This window comes from Mycolicibacterium holsaticum DSM 44478 = JCM 12374, assembly GCF_019645835.1.
In the GTDB taxonomy this organism is placed as follows: Bacteria; Actinomycetota; Actinomycetes; order Mycobacteriales; family Mycobacteriaceae; genus Mycobacterium; species Mycobacterium holsaticum.
This window is the reverse complement of the sequence record NZ_CP080998.1, coordinates 2089389-2106220: the sequence shown is the minus strand read 5'-3', so window position 1 is coordinate 2106220 and position 16832 is coordinate 2089389. Positions and strand designations below refer to the sequence as shown.

Genomic DNA, 16832 nt, shown 5'->3' with positions numbered 1-16832 from the left:
TGAGCTTGGCCACGCTGGCGCGACGTCTCGGATGGGACATCGAACAGGTTGACCGTTCAGTTGGTCGGCTCTTACGGTCGGGCGCTGCTGTATCTACTAGTTCCCGGACCGTTTCGTGCGCTCCCGGTATGAAGCCTGTTGGCTCACTCTTCGCAATCGAAGCCAAGGTCAAGAACTGGCAACGCGCCGTCATCCAGGGACGCGGGTACCGAACATGGGCCGACAACTATGTGATGATTCTTGGCGACACCGGCCCGAAGGCAGCTGAGCGAGCCCGGTCCGCGGTGGCGGCAGACGGCGCGGGTCTCTATACGGCGGTGGGGTGGGTGGTTCGCCCACGTAAACGGTCGCCGTCGCTAGCTAGGCGAACGATGGGATTTGAACACTTGTTTGCGGCTCTTGCCTCAGGTCCAACCTTCCGATGACCTGAAGAGGTTCAAGCCGCCGAGAAACGGGGTGATCCAGCGACCGGGACCGATCCTCGTTCCTGTGACACGCAGGACCTCGGGCCATTCGCCACGCGCTTCCGTGTATCGATCGCGAAGGTAGTCGACCCGTTCGCGTCCGCTCAGGGGTTCGAGCGCCCGAATGACGCTCGACAGCACCGTCGCATGGTGCCGGAATGCACTCGCTGCCTGCGGTGCGATTGTTCCAGGCGTTAGACGGGCCGATAGGTCGCGCTGTTCCGACGTGAGCAGGTCGTACTCATTGCTCGACAGGCCGCCCAGCAAGCCTTGGAGCGTCGGTCTCTGGTACCAGGCGCCACCGCCGGGATCAGCATCCCGGTCCTCATAATCCTGATATGCGCAAATCCGTTGCCGCATATCCCATCCGGTGCCCAACGACTCGGCACCGGCAGCGACTGCCGGCAGCGCCGCGAGATCGCCAAACGCGACGCGCACCGGACGATCCCGGCTCAATGCGTATGCCGACCGCATCAGACCGAATACCTCTTCGGGTGTCGACGACGGCGGCATCGATGTGTCATTGCGTGCCACCACGAAGAGCCAACCTCTTGGTTCACACTGATCCAAAGCACCTATGTGAGCGTCAAGCTCTGCACCTGCGGCCCAAAATTGTTGGTCGCCTGCAACTGTTAGCCACGCGGCCGGATCTATCTCTACGGCAACTTCGGCGAGGTCAAGAGCCCGCTTACTGTTTGGCGTGTCCGGATATGAAACCAGGGTCGTGGGGGCAAGATGCGGACTTCCCAGCTCGTCCTGGATTCCGAAGACTGTGGAGGTATGGGTCCGCATCGACTCTCGGGTTGACAGATCGCCTCTCGTTCCACCCCATAGCGACCAACCGTCGTAACTGCGAAAGTTCCCACATCGAGGCATATCGAGCGCGTATGTCATTGAGTCGAACCAGAATTCGCCGCCCGCATTCCTGATCGCCGTCGACGTCTCGAGCGCGGACTTCTTGAAACCATTAGATTCGCGCGGCGAGATGAACGGTGACAGGAATGCGCCCCTGGCATACCCGTCTCTGATGGCATTGCCGGTCCACTTGATGAGGTTGTTCCTCGCAGTGTCCTGAATCATCACCGCCATTTACAGAGCCCCGAAGACTGCGGCGAGGGCCGCTCCATTTCGATATCGACGAGCTGGCTGCGCGTGCAGGCCACGCTCGACTACCTCTACCAGTGGGGCGGGAAGATCGGTGCGCACCTGAGCCAGCGGTATATGTTGCGCCGTCCTCAGCCGACGCATGTACTCCGTATCGTCGCCCTTATAGGGGACGGGCGGTTGACCGGTTGCAGCGAGATAGACCAAAGCGGCGCAACCAAAGACGTCTGACGCGGCAGTCGGCGCGCCTGAATACGCTTGTAGGTGCTCGGGCGTCATGAAGCCCGGAGTTCCTGGCTGACCGCCGATCGTCAATCCGCTCTTGAGAGTGTGTTTGGCGAAGCCGGGGTCCATCACAACGAACCGACCACTCAGCGTTCGCTGCACGTTGCCGGGACTCAGATCTCGATGGATTACCTTCTTCGCGTGCAACGCCCCAAGGCCAGCCGCAACGTCACTTCCAAGCGCGATCAACTGGTCCGCGGACCATCCCGTTCCGCAACAATGGCGGAGGTCTCCGCCGTCTAGAAACTCCTCCAACCAGAACGCGGCTACCGGCGGTGTTCCGAGTTCCCGTAGTTCAGTGCGGACCTTGACGACATTCGGATGATCGACGCTGCGGAGTAATTCAACCTCACGACGTGCCCGCTCAAGTGCTGCCGGGTCACTGGCCGCCCCGAGATCAATCAGCTTCAATACGCTCTCCGTCCCCGCGGCATCAGCGACGACGTGGACCTGTTTTTGCCCTCCAGCGACAAGCGGCCGAACACGGTGAACGCCCAAATCAGTGCAAGCGTCTGTGACCAGGTCCGCCGGCATGGCTACACCTACACCCCTCACATATAGGGGACTGCGCCGCCGCCCACGCTGATTGCGGTCGCGAGTTCGTCCACGCGGCATGGTAGCCGTTACTGCGGCCGAGTTGGCCCGCGACACTAACCAAGATGTTGTGCGGATGTTGTGCATCAGAGCCGAAAACCGCTCTGACCTTGCTCCCCCGGCTGGACTCGAACCAGCAACCCTTCGGTTAACAGCCGAATGCTCTGCCAATTGAGCTACAGGGGATCGCTCCTCCGCGAACGTCGTGTTCGGCGGATCGAGGGATGACTCTAGCCTACGTGCCGCGCGGGCCGCCAATACGCCGCCACCCGGCACGCACCCCGCGAAGTGAGGCAGGATGGATGGGTATGCACCGTCGACCGGGAGGGGCCCTGTGATCCGGTATCTCGTCGTATTGGCTGTCGGCTACGTCATGGGCACGAAGGCTGGCCGACGTCGGTATGAACAGATCGCCGGGACCTACAAGGCGGTCACCGAGAGCCCGGCCGCCAAGGCCGTGATCGATGCGGGGCGGCGCAAGATCGCCGACCGTGTGTCACCGGACCAGACGATGGTCACGCTGACCGAGATCGACTCCGACACCACGGTGATGGGCCCCGAGGCCGCGCAGCGCGGGCAGCGTCGTTAGTTGATGCCCTCGGAGATCGTGGTGCCCGGAAGCAGCGGGCCGGTGCTGAAGCCCGCGCCGTCGGGACCGTAGAGGCCGAAGGACGGCGTGCCGACGTTGAAGCCGTTGCCGTTGGAGGTGCCAAGGCACTTGCCGTCTTCTTTGTTGCCGAACCAGGCCAGGCAACCCTGCGCCACCGAAACATCAGAGGTGGTGCTGACCAGCACAGATGCCGCGAACGGCGCCGCGACCGCAGCCACCGCGAGCGTGCCCGCAGCGACGAGCCGCCGCACCCGGTTGTTGGTCGATGTCACGAGCTTGCCTTTCTGACCGTCCCCCGACGGTTTATAGCGTGCCAACCCTATCGCGTTACCGGGTCTCACGCAGTCAAGTCATCGCCGCTGGCCTGTTCGAGCAGGCTGCGGCGATACGCCTCCATCGCCACCAGGTCCCCGAACAGCGCGTGGTACTCGTCGCCCTGTTCGACCGGCGACATGCGCTGCAGTTTCGACTTCACATCGGCGATCTGGCGTCCCACCCAGACCTCCTGCAGCCGGGCCAGCACTCCACCGATGTAGCGCGGCAGCCGTTCGTCGTCGACGACGTTGATCGCCTCCACGCCGAGTTCGTTGACCAGGTTCGCCACGGCCGGCGCTGCGGTCTGATCGCGGACCGCCTCGATCCACTCCGCGCCCGACTTGCCCGCCGATGCGCCGCCGGCACCCTCGATCGCGGCGCGCACCGCCGCATAGCCGGGATGGGTGAAGCTCTCCACGGTCAGCGAATCGAACACCGGACCGGCCAGCGCCGGATACTGCAGCGCCGCCTTGAGCGCCTCCCGCTGCGGCCACAGGGTCGGGTCGGTGGGATCGGGCCGTGCCGCCGCGGCCGGCTGGGCGCCGGACCGTCGCGCCGGGGCCTCGGTCCCCGCGCCGCGACGCCGGCCGCGGTCGGGCATGCCGCGCTTCTGGGCCTCCTCGCGCACCCGCGACAACACCTGGCCCTCGTCGCTCCATCCCGTCCACCCCGCCAGCCGACGGGCGTATTCGTCACGCAGCGCGTAGTCGCGGATCCTGGCCACCAGCGGCACGCACTGGCGCAGCGCGTCGACCTGGGCCTGCGGATCGTTGTCGAGAGCGTCACCGTCGGGGATCAGGTTGCGGATCGCGAACTCGAACATCGGGATGCGCCGGGCCACCAGGTCCCGCAGCGCCTTGTCACCCGATTTGAGCCGCAGGTCACACGGATCCATCCCGTCGGAAGCGATTGCGACGAAGGACTTTCCGGCGACCTGCTGGTCGCCGTCGAACGCCTTCAACGCCGCGGCCTGGCCGGCCTCGTCGCCGTCGAAGACGAAGATCAGCTCACCGCGGTACCAGTTGTCGTCCATCATCAACCGGCGCAGCAGGGCGAGGTGCCCGTCCCCGAACGCGGTGCCGCACGAGGCCACCGCGGTGGTCTCGTTGGCCAGGTGCATGGCCATCACGTCGGTGTAGCCCTCGACGACGACGGCGCGGTGCGACTTGGCGATGTCGCGCTTGGCCAGGTCCAGGCCGAACAACACCGCGGACTTCTTGTACAGCACCGTCTCAGGGGTGTTGACGTACTTGGCCTGCATCTGGTCGTCGTCGAAGATCCGCCGGGCGCCGAAGCCGATCACCTCACCGCTGCTGGCCCGGATCGGCCACAGCAACCGGCGGTGAAAGCGGTCCATCGGGCCGCGGCGGCCCTCCCGCGACAACCCGGCCGCCTCGAGCTCCTTGAACTCAAAGCCCTTGCGCAGCAGGTGTTTGGTCAGCGAGTCCCAGCCCGAGGGCGCGAAGCCGCAGCCGAACCGGGCCGCGGCCTCGGCGTCGAAGTTGCGCTCGAGCAGGTACTGGCGCGCCGGGGCGGCCTCATCGGATTGCAGCGCCTGGGCGTAGAACTCCTGGGCGGCGACGTTCGCGGCCAGCAGCCGGCTGCGGCTGCCGCGGTCGCGTTGCACGTTCGTCGCGGAGGCCCCGGAGTAGGTGATCGTGTAGCCGACGCGGTCGGCGAGCAGTTCGACGGACTCGACGAAGCTGACGTGCTCGATCTTCTGGATGAAGGCGTAGACGTCGCCGCCCTCTCCGCAGCCGAAGCAGTGGAAGTGGCCGTGGTTCGGGCGGACGTGAAACGACGGTGACTTCTCGTCGTGAAACGGGCACAGCCCCTTCATCGAGTCCGCGCCGGCGCGGCGCAGCTGCACGTAGTCGCCGACCACGTCCTCGATGCGGATGCGTTCACGAATGGCCGCGATGTCACGATCGGGAATGCGGCCTGCCACGGCCACAGTCTAGGCCCCGCCCGATTACCCTTCCGCGGGTTCCAGCCGCTCCAGCCGGCCCTCGGTGTACGACGCGATCTGATCGACGATCACCCGGATGCGCGCGCCCTCGTCGGCGGCGTCGTTGAACGCCGGTACGAAGATCGGGTCCAGGGTCGCGGGCGCACCCGCGAGCAGCCAGTGCGCGACCCGGTGGATGCGTTCACGCTGTTGTGCCTGCAGTTCCAGGTGCCGCGGGTCGGACATGATGAACTGCAGCGCCAGGATCTTGAGGATCGCGACCTCCGCGCGCACCAGGTCGGGCACGGCCAGGTCGGCGCCGTACCGCACCAGCGGGCCGCGCCCGGCGACCTCCCGGGTGGCCGTGATCGCCGCCGATGCGAAACGCCCGACCAACTCGCTGGTCAGCCGTTTCAGCGCGACGGACGCACCCAGCGTGCCGTCGTACTTACCGACGGCGGCGACCACCGGCAGGCTCGACAGCCGTTCCGCCGCGGCCGCCAGGTGCTCGGCGGGCAGGCCCGCGCCCATCCCGCTGGTCTCGCCGAGCCGTCCCAACACGGCGGCCGCGTCGTCGTCGGCCAGGACCCGCATGTCGATGCGCCCGGAGATGACGCCGTCCTCGACGTCGTGCACCGAGTAGGCGACGTCGTCGGCCCAGTCCATGACCTGGGCCTCCAGGCACGGCCGGCGCGCCGGGGCGCCGGAGCGGATCCAGTCGGCGAGAACCGCGTCGTCCTCGTAGAAGCCGAACTTGCGGTGCTGCCCGTCGCGGCGCCACGGATACTTGGTGACCGCGTCAAGCGCTGCGCGGGTCAGGTTCAGACCAGCGCTACACCCTTGACTATCAAGGGTTTTCGGTTCGAGGCCGGTCAGGATCCGGATGTTCTGGGCGTTGCCCTCGAAACCGCCGTGCTGGTCTGCGAACTCGTTGAGCGCGCGCTCCCCGTTGTGCCCGTACGGCGGATGCCCGATGTCGTGGGCCAGCCCGGCCAGGTCGACGAGGTCGGGGTCACAGCCCAAACCGATGGCCATCCCGCGGCCGATCTGGGCCACCTCCAACGAATGGGTCAGCCGGGTGCGCGGCGTCTCCCCCTGGCGGGGTCCGACGACCTGAGTCTTGTCGGCCAACCGGCGCAGCGCCGCACTGTGCAGCACGCGCGCGCGGTCGCGGGCGAAGTCGGTGCGGTGTTCGGTGTCGGTGCCCGGTAGACCGGCAGCCTTGGCCGGTTCGACCACCAGCCGCTCTCGGTCGAACTCGTTGTACGGATCGGAAATCGCTGCCACCGGAGCACAGTCTGCCAGCCGTGTTCGCGGGTAGCGCGTGGTCGGGTCGTGCGCCGCATTACATTGGCGATCATGCGTCTCGCTCGTCTGCTCAGCCTCGTGTCGGCGGTGCTCGTCGTCAGTGTCCTTGTGGCGCCGAGCGCGGCCGCCGAACCGCCGTTCCGGGTGCCGGGATACGTCACCGACAGCGCGGGCGTGTTGTCTGCCGATCAGCGCGCCCAGGTCGAGTCCGCTGTCAACCAGCTCTACACCGATAAGCGCATCCGGCTGTGGGTGGTCTACGTCGACAGTTTCGGGCAGAGCCCGGTGCGGTGGGCGCGAAGCACCATGCAGCTCAGCGACTTCGGTGAGCGTGACGCGCTGTTGGCGGTCGCGGTCAACGAACGCTCGTACGCGTTTCAGGTGCCGACGGCGGTGATGGACCAGTCCGACGCGGGGGCGCTGCAGCGCGACGACATCGAACCGGCCCTGCGCCGCAACGACTGGGCGGGCGCGGCGGTCGCGGCGGCCACCGGGCTGAACACCGCCCCGGGCGGCGGGATCAGCTGGGTGGCGGTGCTGGTGGTGCTGGCGGTCATCGCCGTGGGCGTGCTGGGTCTGTGGCTGTGGAGCCGGCGTCGGCGCCGCAAGCGCCGCGAAGCGGAGTTCGCCGCCGCGCGGCGGGTTGACCCGACGGATCCCACTGCGTTGGCGGCGGTGTCGCTGGATGCGCTCGACGACCTGTCCCGGGCGATGGTGGTCGAGGTCGACAACGCGGTGCGCACCAGCGAGCACGAGCTCGAGCTGGCGGTCGAAGAGTTCGGCGACGAGCAGACCGCGAAGTTCGCCGACGCGGTGCGCAACGCGAAAACCACCCTGACGCAAGCGTTCAACGTGCGCCAACAGCTCGACGACGCGATCCCCGAGACTCCCGCACAGCGCCGGGACCTGTTGACGCGGGTGGTGGTGGCGGCCGCCAGGGCCGACCGAGAACTCGACACCCGCAGTGAGGAGTTCGCCCAGCTGCGCGACCTGGTGATCAACGCGCCGGCGCGGCTGAACACCATGACCCAACAGGTCGTCGACATCACGGCGCGGATCGAACCGTCGCGCCAGAAGCTGGCCGAACTGCACAACGAGTTCGACTCCGCGGCGTTGACGTCGGTGGCCGACAACGTCGACGCGGCCAAGGAGCTGCTGACGTTCGCCGACCGGTCCATCACCCGGGCCCGAGAGTTGGCCGAGCGGCCGGTGGCCGGACGCCAGACCGAGCTCGTCGAGAGTGTGCGCGCTGGGGAATCCGCGCTGGGCCAAGCTAATTCACTGCTCGATGCGGTCGACAGTGCGGCCAGCGACATTCGGCGCGCCGCGGCCGCGCTGCCCGCCACGATCGAGGACATCAAGGCCGGCATTTCACAGGCCGGTGCGCTGCTGGCGGAGGGCTCAGTGCCGCAGGCCGACCAGCTCTCGGCCGCCAGGGACGCCGCGACGGCCGCCGTCGCTGCCGCGCAGCGCACCGGATCGGTGGATCCGCTCGGCACGTTCACCGAGCTGACCAAGGCCGACGCCGACCTGGATCGGCTGTTGGCCGCCGTCGAGCAGGAGCGCGAAGCCGCCGACCGGCTCAACCGCGCGCTGGAGGAGGCGCTGTTCACCGCGCGGTCGCGGGTGCGGTCGGTGTCGGACTTCATCGACACCCGGCGCGGCACCATCGGCCCGGAGGCGCGCACGCGGCTGGCCGAGGCGGTCCGGCAGATCGGCGCCGCCGAAGCCAAGCGGTCGACGGATCCCGCGGAAGCCATCGCGCACGCCAACGGCGCGGCGATGCTGGCGGCCCAGGCGCAGGCGTTGGCCAACGCCGACGTCGAGCAAGCACGACGCAACTACATGGGCGGCCCGTACGGCGGTGGCGGCGGTGGCGGGAACATGGGTGCCGTCATCGGCGGCATCCTCATCGGCAACATGCTGGGCGGCGCGATGCGCGGCGGCTTCGGCGGGTTCGGCGGGGGTGGCGGGTTCAGCCCGGGTTCGTTCGGCGGCTCCGGCGGCGGCTTCTCGGGCGGCGGCGGCCGGTTCTAACTCACCCCTGGCGGCGAGCGTGCGTGTTCCCCTCGCTTCGCTGGTGGGCCCAGAGGGCGACACGCCGCGCAAATCCGCGAGTTTGCGCACGCTCACGCCGCCCGCGAGCGCCTTAGCTCGACCTCGATGCGCCGCAACATCGCCTCCGGCCTAACCCTGACGTCGTCGAAAACCACCGACAGCACACTCCAGTCGATCTCCTGCAGAGCGGCTCGCTTTCGGCGATCCCGACGAAACTGCTCCTGGTCGCTGTGCCAGTCGAAGCCGTCGTACTCGACGGCGACCCTGCGTTCGGGCCACGCGAAATCGACCCGCCACGTTCGGAAATCGCGATCGATGATCTCGTACGGCAACTCCGGCGGCGTCAAACCGCCGTCGATCATGACCAGGCGCGCCTCGCTCTCCATCGGCGACTCGGCTTCGGGCCTCGCCAGCGGAATCAGTTCGCGCACAGCCACAATGCCGCGCCTGCCCGCCTGCTTTCCGACCGCGATGCGCAGCTGACGCGCATCACACGTGCCGCTGCGCAGGGCGGCGTCGAGCGTGGCCAGTGCGCGTGGACGACGCAGGCCACGCGCCACCTCGACGGCGGTCCACCCCGGCGTGGTCGCGGGTCGGCCGTCGACCAAACCCAGCGGCGCGCCGTCGCGGCGATGCACGAACAACCCGTCGGAGTTGCGCAACTGGTGCCCGTCGGGGTTGAGCACGTGAAGGTCCACGACCCCTTCGGTGTCGAATCCATATGCGGCCGCGGCTGTCCCGAGACAGATCGCGACGGCTTCTCCGGCACGGAGATCCAGGCCGGCAAGCCGTGTGGCGTCGTCGGGTTCGTCACGGCCGTAAACGCCGGGCCAGACCTTCACCAGTTCACCGCTGCGAATCTTGGTGTCGAGCCGGCTGCGGCCCATCACCGCTAACAGTTGAGCCGTGGTGGCCACGCCGTTCTGGGTGTCGAAGAGCGCTGCGATATCGCCAGTCATGACGATGATTCTCAGTGCTGGGCGGGGGCGCACCCCGCACACGTTGCCCCGGCTGTGGATGAGTAACCGGTTGGGGACGACGCCGGCTGACCGCGAGCGTGCGCAAACTCGCGGATTCGTGCGGCGTGTCGCCCTCTGGGCCCACCGCGAAGCGAGGGGAACACGCACGCTCGCGGCCAAGAGAAGAGGGGGTCAGCAGCCTTTGAGGCGGGCGGCCAGGTAGTCGCTGACGGTGTCGAGTGCGACGCGGTCCTGCGTCATCGCGTCGCGTTCGCGGATCGTCACCGCCTGATCCTCGAGCGTGTCGAAGTCGACCGTCACGCAGAACGGGGTGCCGATCTCATCCTGGCGCCGATAGCGCCGGCCGATCGCGCCTGCGTCGTCGAATTCGACGTTCCAGTGCCTGCGCAGTTCGGCGGCCAGGTCGCGCGCCTTGGGCGACAGGTCGGCGTGCCGTGACAGCGGCAGCACCGCGGCCTTGACCGGCGACAGCCGCGGGTCCAGCCGCAGCACGGTGCGCTTGTCCACCCCGCCCTTGGCGTTGGGGGCCTCGTCCTCGGCGTAGGCGTCGACGAGGAACGCCATGAACGAGCGGGTCAACCCCGCCGCCGGTTCGATGACATACGGCACATAGCGGGTGTCGCTGGCCTGGTCGTAGAACGACAGGTCGGCACCGGAATGCTTACTGTGCGTGGACAAGTCGAAGTCGGTGCGATTGGCCACACCTTCCAGCTCACCCCACGGGCTGCCCGAGAAGCCGAACTTGTACTCGATGTCGACCGTGCGTTCGGAGTAGTGCGACAGCTTCTCCTTGGGATGCTCGTAGAGCCGCAGGTTGTCGCGGTCGATACCGAGGTCGACGTACCACTGCAGGCGTTCATCGATCCAGTACTGGTGCCACTCGCGGGCGGTCGACGGTTCGACGAAGAACTCCATCTCCATCTGCTCGAACTCGCGGGTCCGGAAGATGAAGTTGCCCGGCGTGATCTCGTTGCGAAAGCTCTTGCCGGTCTGGGCGATTCCGAACGGTGGCTTCTTACGCGCGGTCGTCACCACGTTGGCGAAGTTGACGAAGATGCCCTGGGCGGTCTCGGGCCGCAGATAGTGCAGGCCCTCCTCGGTCTCGATCGGGCCCAGATAGGTCTTGAGCATCATGTTGAAGTCGCGCGGCTCGGTCCACTGGCCCTTGGTGCCGCAGTCCGGGCAGGCGATCTCCGACATCGGCACCGCGTCGGGGTCGTCCAGACCCTTCTTGGCCGCGTAGGCCTCCTGCATGTGGTCCTGGCGGTGGCGCTTGTGGCAGTTGAGGCACTCCACGAGCGGGTCGTTGAACACGTCGACGTGACCGGAGGCCACCCACACCTCGCGCGGCAGGATGATCGCGCTGTCCAGGCCGACGACGTCGTCGCGGGCGGTCACCACCGCGCGCCACCACTGCCGCTTGATGTTCTCCTTGAGCTCCACCCCCAGCGGGCCGTAATCCCACGCCGACTTGGTGCCGCCGTAGATCTCGCCCGACTGAAAGACGAGGCCGCGACGCTTGGCGAGGTTCGCGACGGTGTCGATGATCGAAGAAGATGGAGCCACGGGCACACAGCCTAGCGACCCCGCGGCGTTCCGTTGACATGCGTAACTGCGCATGTATGGTGGGCGCCATAATGAAAACCGTTTCCACTTTGGCCAAGACCGCCGACAACGCCGGGAACACCGTCGATGCCGTCCACGACCACAGCGGCGCGCCGTTTCCCGAGCTGCCGCCGCGCGACGTGCTGGACACCTCCGGTGATCTGCTGCGCGCGCTGGCCGCGCCGGTCCGCATCGCGATCGTGCTTCAGCTGCGCGAATCGACCCGCTGCGTGCACGAGCTCGTCGACGCGCTCGGGGTGCCGCAGCCGTTGGTCAGCCAGCATCTGCGCATCCTCAAGGCCGCGGGTGTGGTGGCCGGGGAACGGTCGGGCCGGGAAGTGATGTACCGCCTTGTCGATCACCACCTGGCCGACATCGTCGTCGCCGCCGTCACCCACGCAGGCGAGGGCGGCACATGACCTCCACCCCGATGCCCACCGGCGTGCGCTCGACCCGCCAGCGCGCCGCGATCGCCGCGCTGCTCGACAAGGTCGACGAGTTCCGCTCGGCCCAGGAGCTGCACGACGAACTGCGTCGGCGCGGCGAAGGGATCGGGTTGACCACGGTCTACCGCACGCTGCAGCAGATGGCGGCCGCCGGCCTCGTCGACACGCTGCGCACCGACACCGGCGAATCGGTGTACCGGCGCTGCTCAGACGAGCACCATCACCACCTGGTGTGCCGGGCCTGCGGCGCGGCCGTGGAGATCCAGGGCCGCGACGTGGAGACCTGGGCCGCCGAGGTCGCCCGGGAACACGGCTTCTCCGACGTCAGCCACACCATCGAGATCTTCGGGCGCTGCGGGGACTGTTCAGCCGACTAGCGCGCGACGCACGTCGGCGCCGGTGGCCAGCACCATGAGGATCAGGGTGCGCAGCGCGTCATCGGTCAGACCCGCGGCGGGAAAGTTGTAGCGCAGCAACACGTCCGCGGCCTTCTTGGAGTTGCGTGCGGCGCCGGCGGCGATCTCCTTGGGTGCGCTCTTGGCGGCCAGCGAGACGGTGCCGAGCAGCGTCTTGTGCGCGTGATCGGCCACCTTGGCCCGCAGCTTGGCGTCCAACGGCAGATCCCACGCCAGGATCTGGGTCAGCGACACCATTTCCAGACCCTCGGCGATCGTCACCGCGCGCAGCGAGGCGAACGTCTCGTCGTGGTGCACGGTGATCGCACCGTCATCCTCCCGTTGCACCGGCAGGATTTCTTCGAGCACCGCGGCCAACCGCTCCTGCAGCTCCATCAGGCCCGCCCGCTCAGGTACATCATTAGGCTCTGCCGAAGCGACGATTGCGGTTCACGTACTCCTCGCACGCCGCCCACAGATCGCGGCGGTCGTAATCGGGCCACAGCTTGTCCTGGAAGACGAACTCCGCGTAGGCGGCCTGCCACAGCAGGAAGTTGCTCGCCCGCTGCTCCCCCGAGGTCCGGATGAACAGGTCGACGTCGGGGATGTCGGCGCGGTGCAGATGCTTGGCGAACGCCGCCTCGCTGATCCGGTTCGGGTTGATCTTGCCGTCGACCGCCTCCTGCGCCAGGGCGCGCGCCGCCTCGACGATCTCGGTCCGCCCGCCGTAGTTCACGCAGTAGTTGATCGTGATGACGTCGTTGCCCACCGTCATCTGCTCGGCGATGTCGAACTCCTTGATCACGCTGCGCCACATGCGCGGCCGCGAGCCGACCCAGCGCATCCGCACGCCCATGTCGTTGAGGTTCTCGCGGCGGCGCCGCACCACTTCCCGGTTGAAGCCCATCAGAAACCGCACCTCTTCGGTGCTGCGTTTCCAGTTCTCCGTGGAGAACGCATAGACCGTCAGGTGTTTGATCCCGATTTCGATTGCCCCGCAGGTGATGTCGATGAGCACGGCCTCGCCCATCTTGTGCCCCTCGGTGCGGTGCAGGCCCCGCTGGGTGGCCCAGCGGCCGTTGCCGTCCATGACGACGGCGACGTGGTTGGGCACCTGCTCGGCGGGGATCTGGGGGGCGGCGGCCTTCGACGTGTGCTGGGGCGGCCGGGCGAACCTGCCGTTGGTTCTGGGTGGCAGGTCGGGGAATACGACCGGCCACGTCGACTTGTCGGGGAAGCTCGGGTAGTCCTCAGGCGCCGGAGGCAGCTGGGGGTAGGTCGCCTTGCGCGTCCGGTTCCCGGCCCTCTTCACTGCCATGCGCCATATCCTGCCCGAACCCGGACACGCGGCGATCAGCGACCGCCCTGTCCACCCGATAGACCCGTTCGACCAGCGGTAACGTCCGCAGTTGGCGTTCCAGATGCCACTGCAGATGCGCGGCGACCAGCCCGCTGGCCTGGCTGCGATGCGACGACGTCGTCGCCTGCGCATACTCCCAGTCGCCGTCGTGCAGAGCGACCATCAAATCCACCACACCCTGCGGCGGGGTCACCGACCCCGACGGGCGGCAGTGCACGCACACACTTCCGCCTGCCGCGACATGAAACGCCCGGTGCGGCCCGGGGGTGGCGCAGCGGGCGCACTCGGTCAGCGCCGGGGCCCAGCCCGCGATCCCCATGGCGCGCAACAGATACGCATCCAGCACCAGCTCGCGGGGTCGGCCGCCGTCGGCCACCGCCCGCAACGCCGACACGGTCAGCCGGTGCAGCGCGGGCATCGGCACCCGCTCCTCTCCGGCCAGCCGTTCAGCGGTCTCCAGCATGGCGCACGCACACGTGTAGCGGCCGTAGTCGCTGACGATGTCGGTGGCGAACGCGTCGATGGACTGCACCTGGGTGACGATGTCGAGGTTCCGGCCGGGATGCAGCTGAACGTCGATGTGCGCGAACGGCTCCAGCCTGGCCCCGAACTTGCTGCGGGTGCGCCGCACCCCCTTGGCCACCGCGCGCACCAACCCGTGCTGGCGGGTGAGCAGCGTGACGATCCGGTCGGCCTCGCCGAGCTTGTGCTGGCGCAGCACCACCGCCCGGTCCCGATACAGCCGCATCGTCACAGTCTGGCATCCCGCGGTGACGCAGTCGCGGATGCGCGCCGAGGCGCCTCAGCTTCCCGGCGGCACCAGCATCGACTGCCACGTCTGGTCTGCGGCGTTGCGCGCCAGATCCGATTGGGTGTACCGCCGGCCGTCGGGGCCGGTGTAGGAGCCGCTGGCCGGGTCGTACACCGCCACAGCCACCGGTGGCGGCAACTGCGGAATGTCCTGGCCCGTCAGGGTGGCGTTGGGGTCGCCCTTCCAGTTGAAGCCGTCGTTCAGCGCGACGTAATCCTCATCGCTTTCGCACAGCTTGACCGTCGCCGCCCGCTTACCCGGCCGGGTCGTGCACGGCAGATTGCGCGCGCCGCGCACGTTGAACTGCGAATCCTGCGGCACCCGGCAGTACAGGTCGCCGTCGGGCCGGGCCGGATGGTCCACCAGGCTCGGACTGCGCAACTGCGCGGCAGGCAGGTACCCGGTCATGCACGGTGGTGGCAGGTTGAGGTTGAGGTTGAAGCTCAGATAGGCGCCCCGATAGTCCTGTTTGGTGTCCACGTTGGCCGCCAGCGAACCCTGCTCGATGGCCACGAGTTGGGGCAGCAGGACCAGGATCTGCTCGATGCTGTCGGAGTAGGTGACCGCGACCTTGCCGACGCTGACGAGGTTGGCCAGCAGGATCGGCAGCGTGGGTTGTAGCCGCTCGACCAACTGGCGGGCCTCGTCGAGGGCCGGGCCACCGTTGTCGAGGACGGCGGCGACGGCCGGATCGTGGCGCTGCAACTGCCGGGTGACGACGGACAGATGCGACGCCCAGTCCTGGATCGGCCCCGCGGTGCGAACCTGCGAGTCGAGTACGGGCGCGGCGTCGTCGATGAGGGCCAGCATCGGCTCGAGGTTGTCCCCCGCGTCGATCGACAGGTCGGTGATGCCGTCCACGATCCTCGCCAGTTCCGGCCCGAGGCCGCTGACCGCGGTGTAGGACTCGTCGACGACGGTCTTGAGGTTGTCGCGCGGGATCGCCTGCAGGCCCGTCTTGACCGCATCGAGCACCGCGTTGATGTCTTTGGGTACCGACGTGTCCGCGACGGGGATGACGTCACCGTCTTTCAGCGGCGGCGCGGTGTCGCTGCGCGGCACCAACTCGATGTACTGCTCCCCGATGGCCGACTGGCTGTGCACCTCGGCCGTCAGATCGGCGGGGATGTCGACGCCGGAATCCAGCGACATGTACGCGACGACACCGGATTCGGTCAGCTGCACCGACGTCACCCTGCCGACTTCGCTGCCCCGGTAGGTGACGTTGCCGGTGGCGTACAGACCCGCGGCGTGGGGCAACTCGACGGCCACGGTGTAGCGGCCGACGCCCAGCAGTTGGGCGGGTAACTTCATGTAGTTGACGGTCATCAGGGCCAGCGCGATCAGCGCGATGACGGTGAACACGGCCAGCTGCACCCGCGCTCGTCGGTTCAGATGCATGTCAGGGTCCCTGATCCCAGCGGTACGGCGCGGTCAGCGGGTTGCCCGGTCCCAGTGGGCCCGGGGCCAGGCACGGGCTGGGGAACTGGCCGATCGTGCGGCCCCATTGCAGCTCCAGCCGGGTCAGATCGCACTCCCACCTGGTGCCGGTGAACAAGCCCGCATCGAGCCGGCTCAGCGTGAGGTCGATGACCGCGGTCAGGTTCGCGTAGTCACCTCGTTGCCATGTGTCGATGTCCGTGTTGGGGAACGGGTAGGTGGGGATCAGACCCAACGAGCGGGTGAGGCTGGGGCCCGCGTCGGCCAGCGACTGCAACACCGGCCCGACCGCCGCCAGTTCGCGAACCAGTTGCTCCTTGCTCTGGTTGACCGTGTCGGTGGTGAGCGCGCTGAACCTGGCGAGCCCTTCTGCGGCCTGCACCAACGTGTTTCGCTGCTCGTTGAGCACCTGCAGCGCGCCGGGCAGGGTGGTGATCGCGCGGTCCAACACGGGTTGGTTGGCGGCGAACTTTCCGGTCAGCGCGTTGAGGCTCTCGGTGGCGGCGATGATGTCGCCGCTCTGATCGTCGAGGTTCACCGCGAACCGGCTCAACTGCTCGACGAGGCTGCGCAGGTCGTGTTCGCGGCCACGGAACGCCGTGCTCAGCGCCTCGGTGATGTCACCGGCCTGACCCACCCCGCCGCCGTTGAGTACCAGCGACAGCGCGGCCAGCGTCTGTTCGGGCGTCGGGTAGGCCCCGGCGTTCGACAGCGCGATCAGCGAACCGTCTGTCAGCCTGCCCCGCGGCGCTTCGCTTGTCGGCGCGGCCAATTCGATGTGCAGCGATCCGAAGATCGTGGTCATACCGATCATCGCGGTGGCGTTCGCCGGCAGGTCGACGTCGCCGTTGAGCCTCATCGTCACCAACGCGTGGCCGCCCTGCAGGTCGATCCGCGTCACATGGCCGACCGTCACATCTGCGACCCGCACCCGCGAATTCGGTTGGATGTTGCTGACGTCGGGCATCTGTGCCTGCACCTCGAACGAGCCGGGACCGTTGCCCTCGGTTCCCGGCAACGGCAGCGAGTTCACCCCACGCCAACTGCACCCCGACCCGGCGGCGATCAGCACCGCGAGCATCATGATCGCCGAGATCCGCAGGCACCCG

At 67.8% G+C, this 16832-nt stretch carries 16 protein-coding genes and 1 tRNA gene; 4 read left to right on the top strand and 13 right to left on the bottom strand.

Features of this window, described 5'->3' with window-relative positions:
* Nucleotides 1-404 precede the first annotated feature (404 nt).
* From K3U96_RS10110 to K3U96_RS10100, 3 genes are all read right to left on the bottom strand, one after another.
* The gene (locus K3U96_RS10110; RefSeq protein ID WP_220692895.1) at nucleotides 405-1553 is read right to left on the bottom strand and encodes a hypothetical protein; all 1149 of its coding nucleotides are present in this window, start codon (nucleotides 1551-1553) and stop codon (nucleotides 405-407) included.
* Nucleotides 1554-2387 carry a serine/threonine-protein kinase gene (locus K3U96_RS10105; protein WP_268928478.1) on the bottom strand — a complete coding sequence of 278 codons (834 nt, stop codon included), beginning with the start codon at nucleotides 2385-2387 and terminating at the stop codon, nucleotides 1554-1556.
* 173 nt (nucleotides 2388-2560) lie between these two features.
* Nucleotides 2561-2633, bottom strand: a tRNA-Asn gene (locus K3U96_RS10100).
* A 148-nt stretch (nucleotides 2634-2781) separates the two neighbouring features.
* On the opposite strand from K3U96_RS10100, the gene K3U96_RS10095 reads away from it, so the two are divergent.
* Nucleotides 2782-3036 carry a hypothetical protein gene (locus K3U96_RS10095; RefSeq protein WP_069403177.1) on the top strand — a complete coding sequence of 85 codons (255 nt, stop codon included), beginning with the start codon at nucleotides 2782-2784 and terminating at the stop codon, nucleotides 3034-3036.
* On the opposite strand, the gene K3U96_RS10090 is transcribed toward K3U96_RS10095, so the two are convergent.
* The 3 genes from K3U96_RS10090 to K3U96_RS10080 all read right to left on the bottom strand — a co-directional run bounded on the left by K3U96_RS10090 (nucleotide 3033) and on the right by K3U96_RS10080 (nucleotide 6607).
* Complete coding sequence (locus K3U96_RS10090; RefSeq protein WP_069403176.1) at nucleotides 3033-3329, bottom strand: DUF7155 family protein; 297 nt, start codon at nucleotides 3327-3329, stop codon at nucleotides 3033-3035. The two genes, K3U96_RS10095 and K3U96_RS10090, sit on opposite strands and share 4 nt — an antisense overlap.
* Before the next feature lie 65 nt (nucleotides 3330-3394).
* Entirely contained in the window at nucleotides 3395-5320 is a 1926-nt protein-coding gene (gene dnaG, locus K3U96_RS10085; RefSeq protein WP_220692893.1) for a DNA primase, read from the bottom strand.
* A 24-nt stretch (nucleotides 5321-5344) separates the two neighbouring features.
* The gene (locus K3U96_RS10080) at nucleotides 5345-6607 is read right to left on the bottom strand and encodes a deoxyguanosinetriphosphate triphosphohydrolase (RefSeq protein WP_220692892.1); all 1263 of its coding nucleotides are present in this window, start codon (nucleotides 6605-6607) and stop codon (nucleotides 5345-5347) included.
* 72 nt (nucleotides 6608-6679) lie between these two features.
* Here K3U96_RS10080 and K3U96_RS10075 point away from each other — a divergent pair, with 72 nt between their 5' ends.
* Nucleotides 6680-8665: a TPM domain-containing protein gene (locus tag K3U96_RS10075; protein ID WP_220692891.1), complete on the top strand. Its 1986-nt coding sequence runs from the start codon at nucleotides 6680-6682 to the stop codon at nucleotides 8663-8665.
* A 92-nt stretch (nucleotides 8666-8757) separates the two neighbouring features.
* Here K3U96_RS10075 and K3U96_RS10070 read toward each other — a convergent pair whose 3' ends face one another.
* A complete protein-coding gene (locus tag K3U96_RS10070; RefSeq protein ID WP_220692890.1) occupies nucleotides 8758-9645 on the bottom strand; it encodes a type IV toxin-antitoxin system AbiEi family antitoxin in 888 nt (295 codons plus the stop codon).
* Nucleotides 9646-9837: 192 nt separating this feature from the next.
* Nucleotides 9838-11232: a glycine--tRNA ligase gene (locus K3U96_RS10065; protein ID WP_069405030.1), complete on the bottom strand. Its 1395-nt coding sequence runs from the start codon at nucleotides 11230-11232 to the stop codon at nucleotides 9838-9840.
* Between the two features lie 71 nt (nucleotides 11233-11303).
* On the opposite strand from K3U96_RS10065, the gene K3U96_RS10060 reads away from it, so the two are divergent.
* Nucleotides 11304-11690: an ArsR/SmtB family transcription factor gene (locus K3U96_RS10060; RefSeq protein WP_069405031.1), complete on the top strand. Its 387-nt coding sequence runs from the start codon at nucleotides 11304-11306 to the stop codon at nucleotides 11688-11690.
* Nucleotides 11691-11701: 11 nt separating this feature from the next.
* Nucleotides 11702-12094 (top strand): Fur family transcriptional regulator, encoded by a 393-nt coding sequence (locus K3U96_RS10055; RefSeq protein ID WP_069405052.1) that lies wholly within the window; start codon nucleotides 11702-11704, stop codon nucleotides 12092-12094.
* On the opposite strand, the gene K3U96_RS10050 is transcribed toward K3U96_RS10055, so the two are convergent.
* From K3U96_RS10050 to K3U96_RS10030, 5 genes are read right to left on the bottom strand one after another with little or no spacing between them, the layout of a single operon-like run.
* The gene (locus tag K3U96_RS10050; protein ID WP_069405032.1) at nucleotides 12083-12508 is read right to left on the bottom strand and encodes a hypothetical protein; all 426 of its coding nucleotides are present in this window, start codon (nucleotides 12506-12508) and stop codon (nucleotides 12083-12085) included. The genes K3U96_RS10055 and K3U96_RS10050 overlap by 12 nt on opposite strands.
* 25 nt (nucleotides 12509-12533) lie before the next feature.
* The gene (locus K3U96_RS10045; protein WP_069405033.1) at nucleotides 12534-13430 is read right to left on the bottom strand and encodes a decaprenyl diphosphate synthase; all 897 of its coding nucleotides are present in this window, start codon (nucleotides 13428-13430) and stop codon (nucleotides 12534-12536) included.
* Complete coding sequence (recO, locus tag K3U96_RS10040; protein ID WP_220692889.1) at nucleotides 13363-14220, bottom strand: DNA repair protein RecO; 858 nt, start codon at nucleotides 14218-14220, stop codon at nucleotides 13363-13365. Before recO ends, K3U96_RS10045 begins: the two co-directional genes overlap by 68 nt.
* 54 nt (nucleotides 14221-14274) lie before the next feature.
* Complete coding sequence (locus tag K3U96_RS10035) at nucleotides 14275-15684, bottom strand: MCE family protein (protein ID WP_069405035.1); 1410 nt, start codon at nucleotides 15682-15684, stop codon at nucleotides 14275-14277.
* Nucleotide 15685: 1 nt separating this feature from the next.
* On the bottom strand, nucleotides 15686-16807 hold the full coding sequence (locus tag K3U96_RS10030; RefSeq protein ID WP_372514968.1) for an MCE family protein: 1122 nt from the start codon (nucleotides 16805-16807) through the stop codon (nucleotides 15686-15688).
* Nucleotides 16808-16832: the final 25 nt, after the last annotated feature.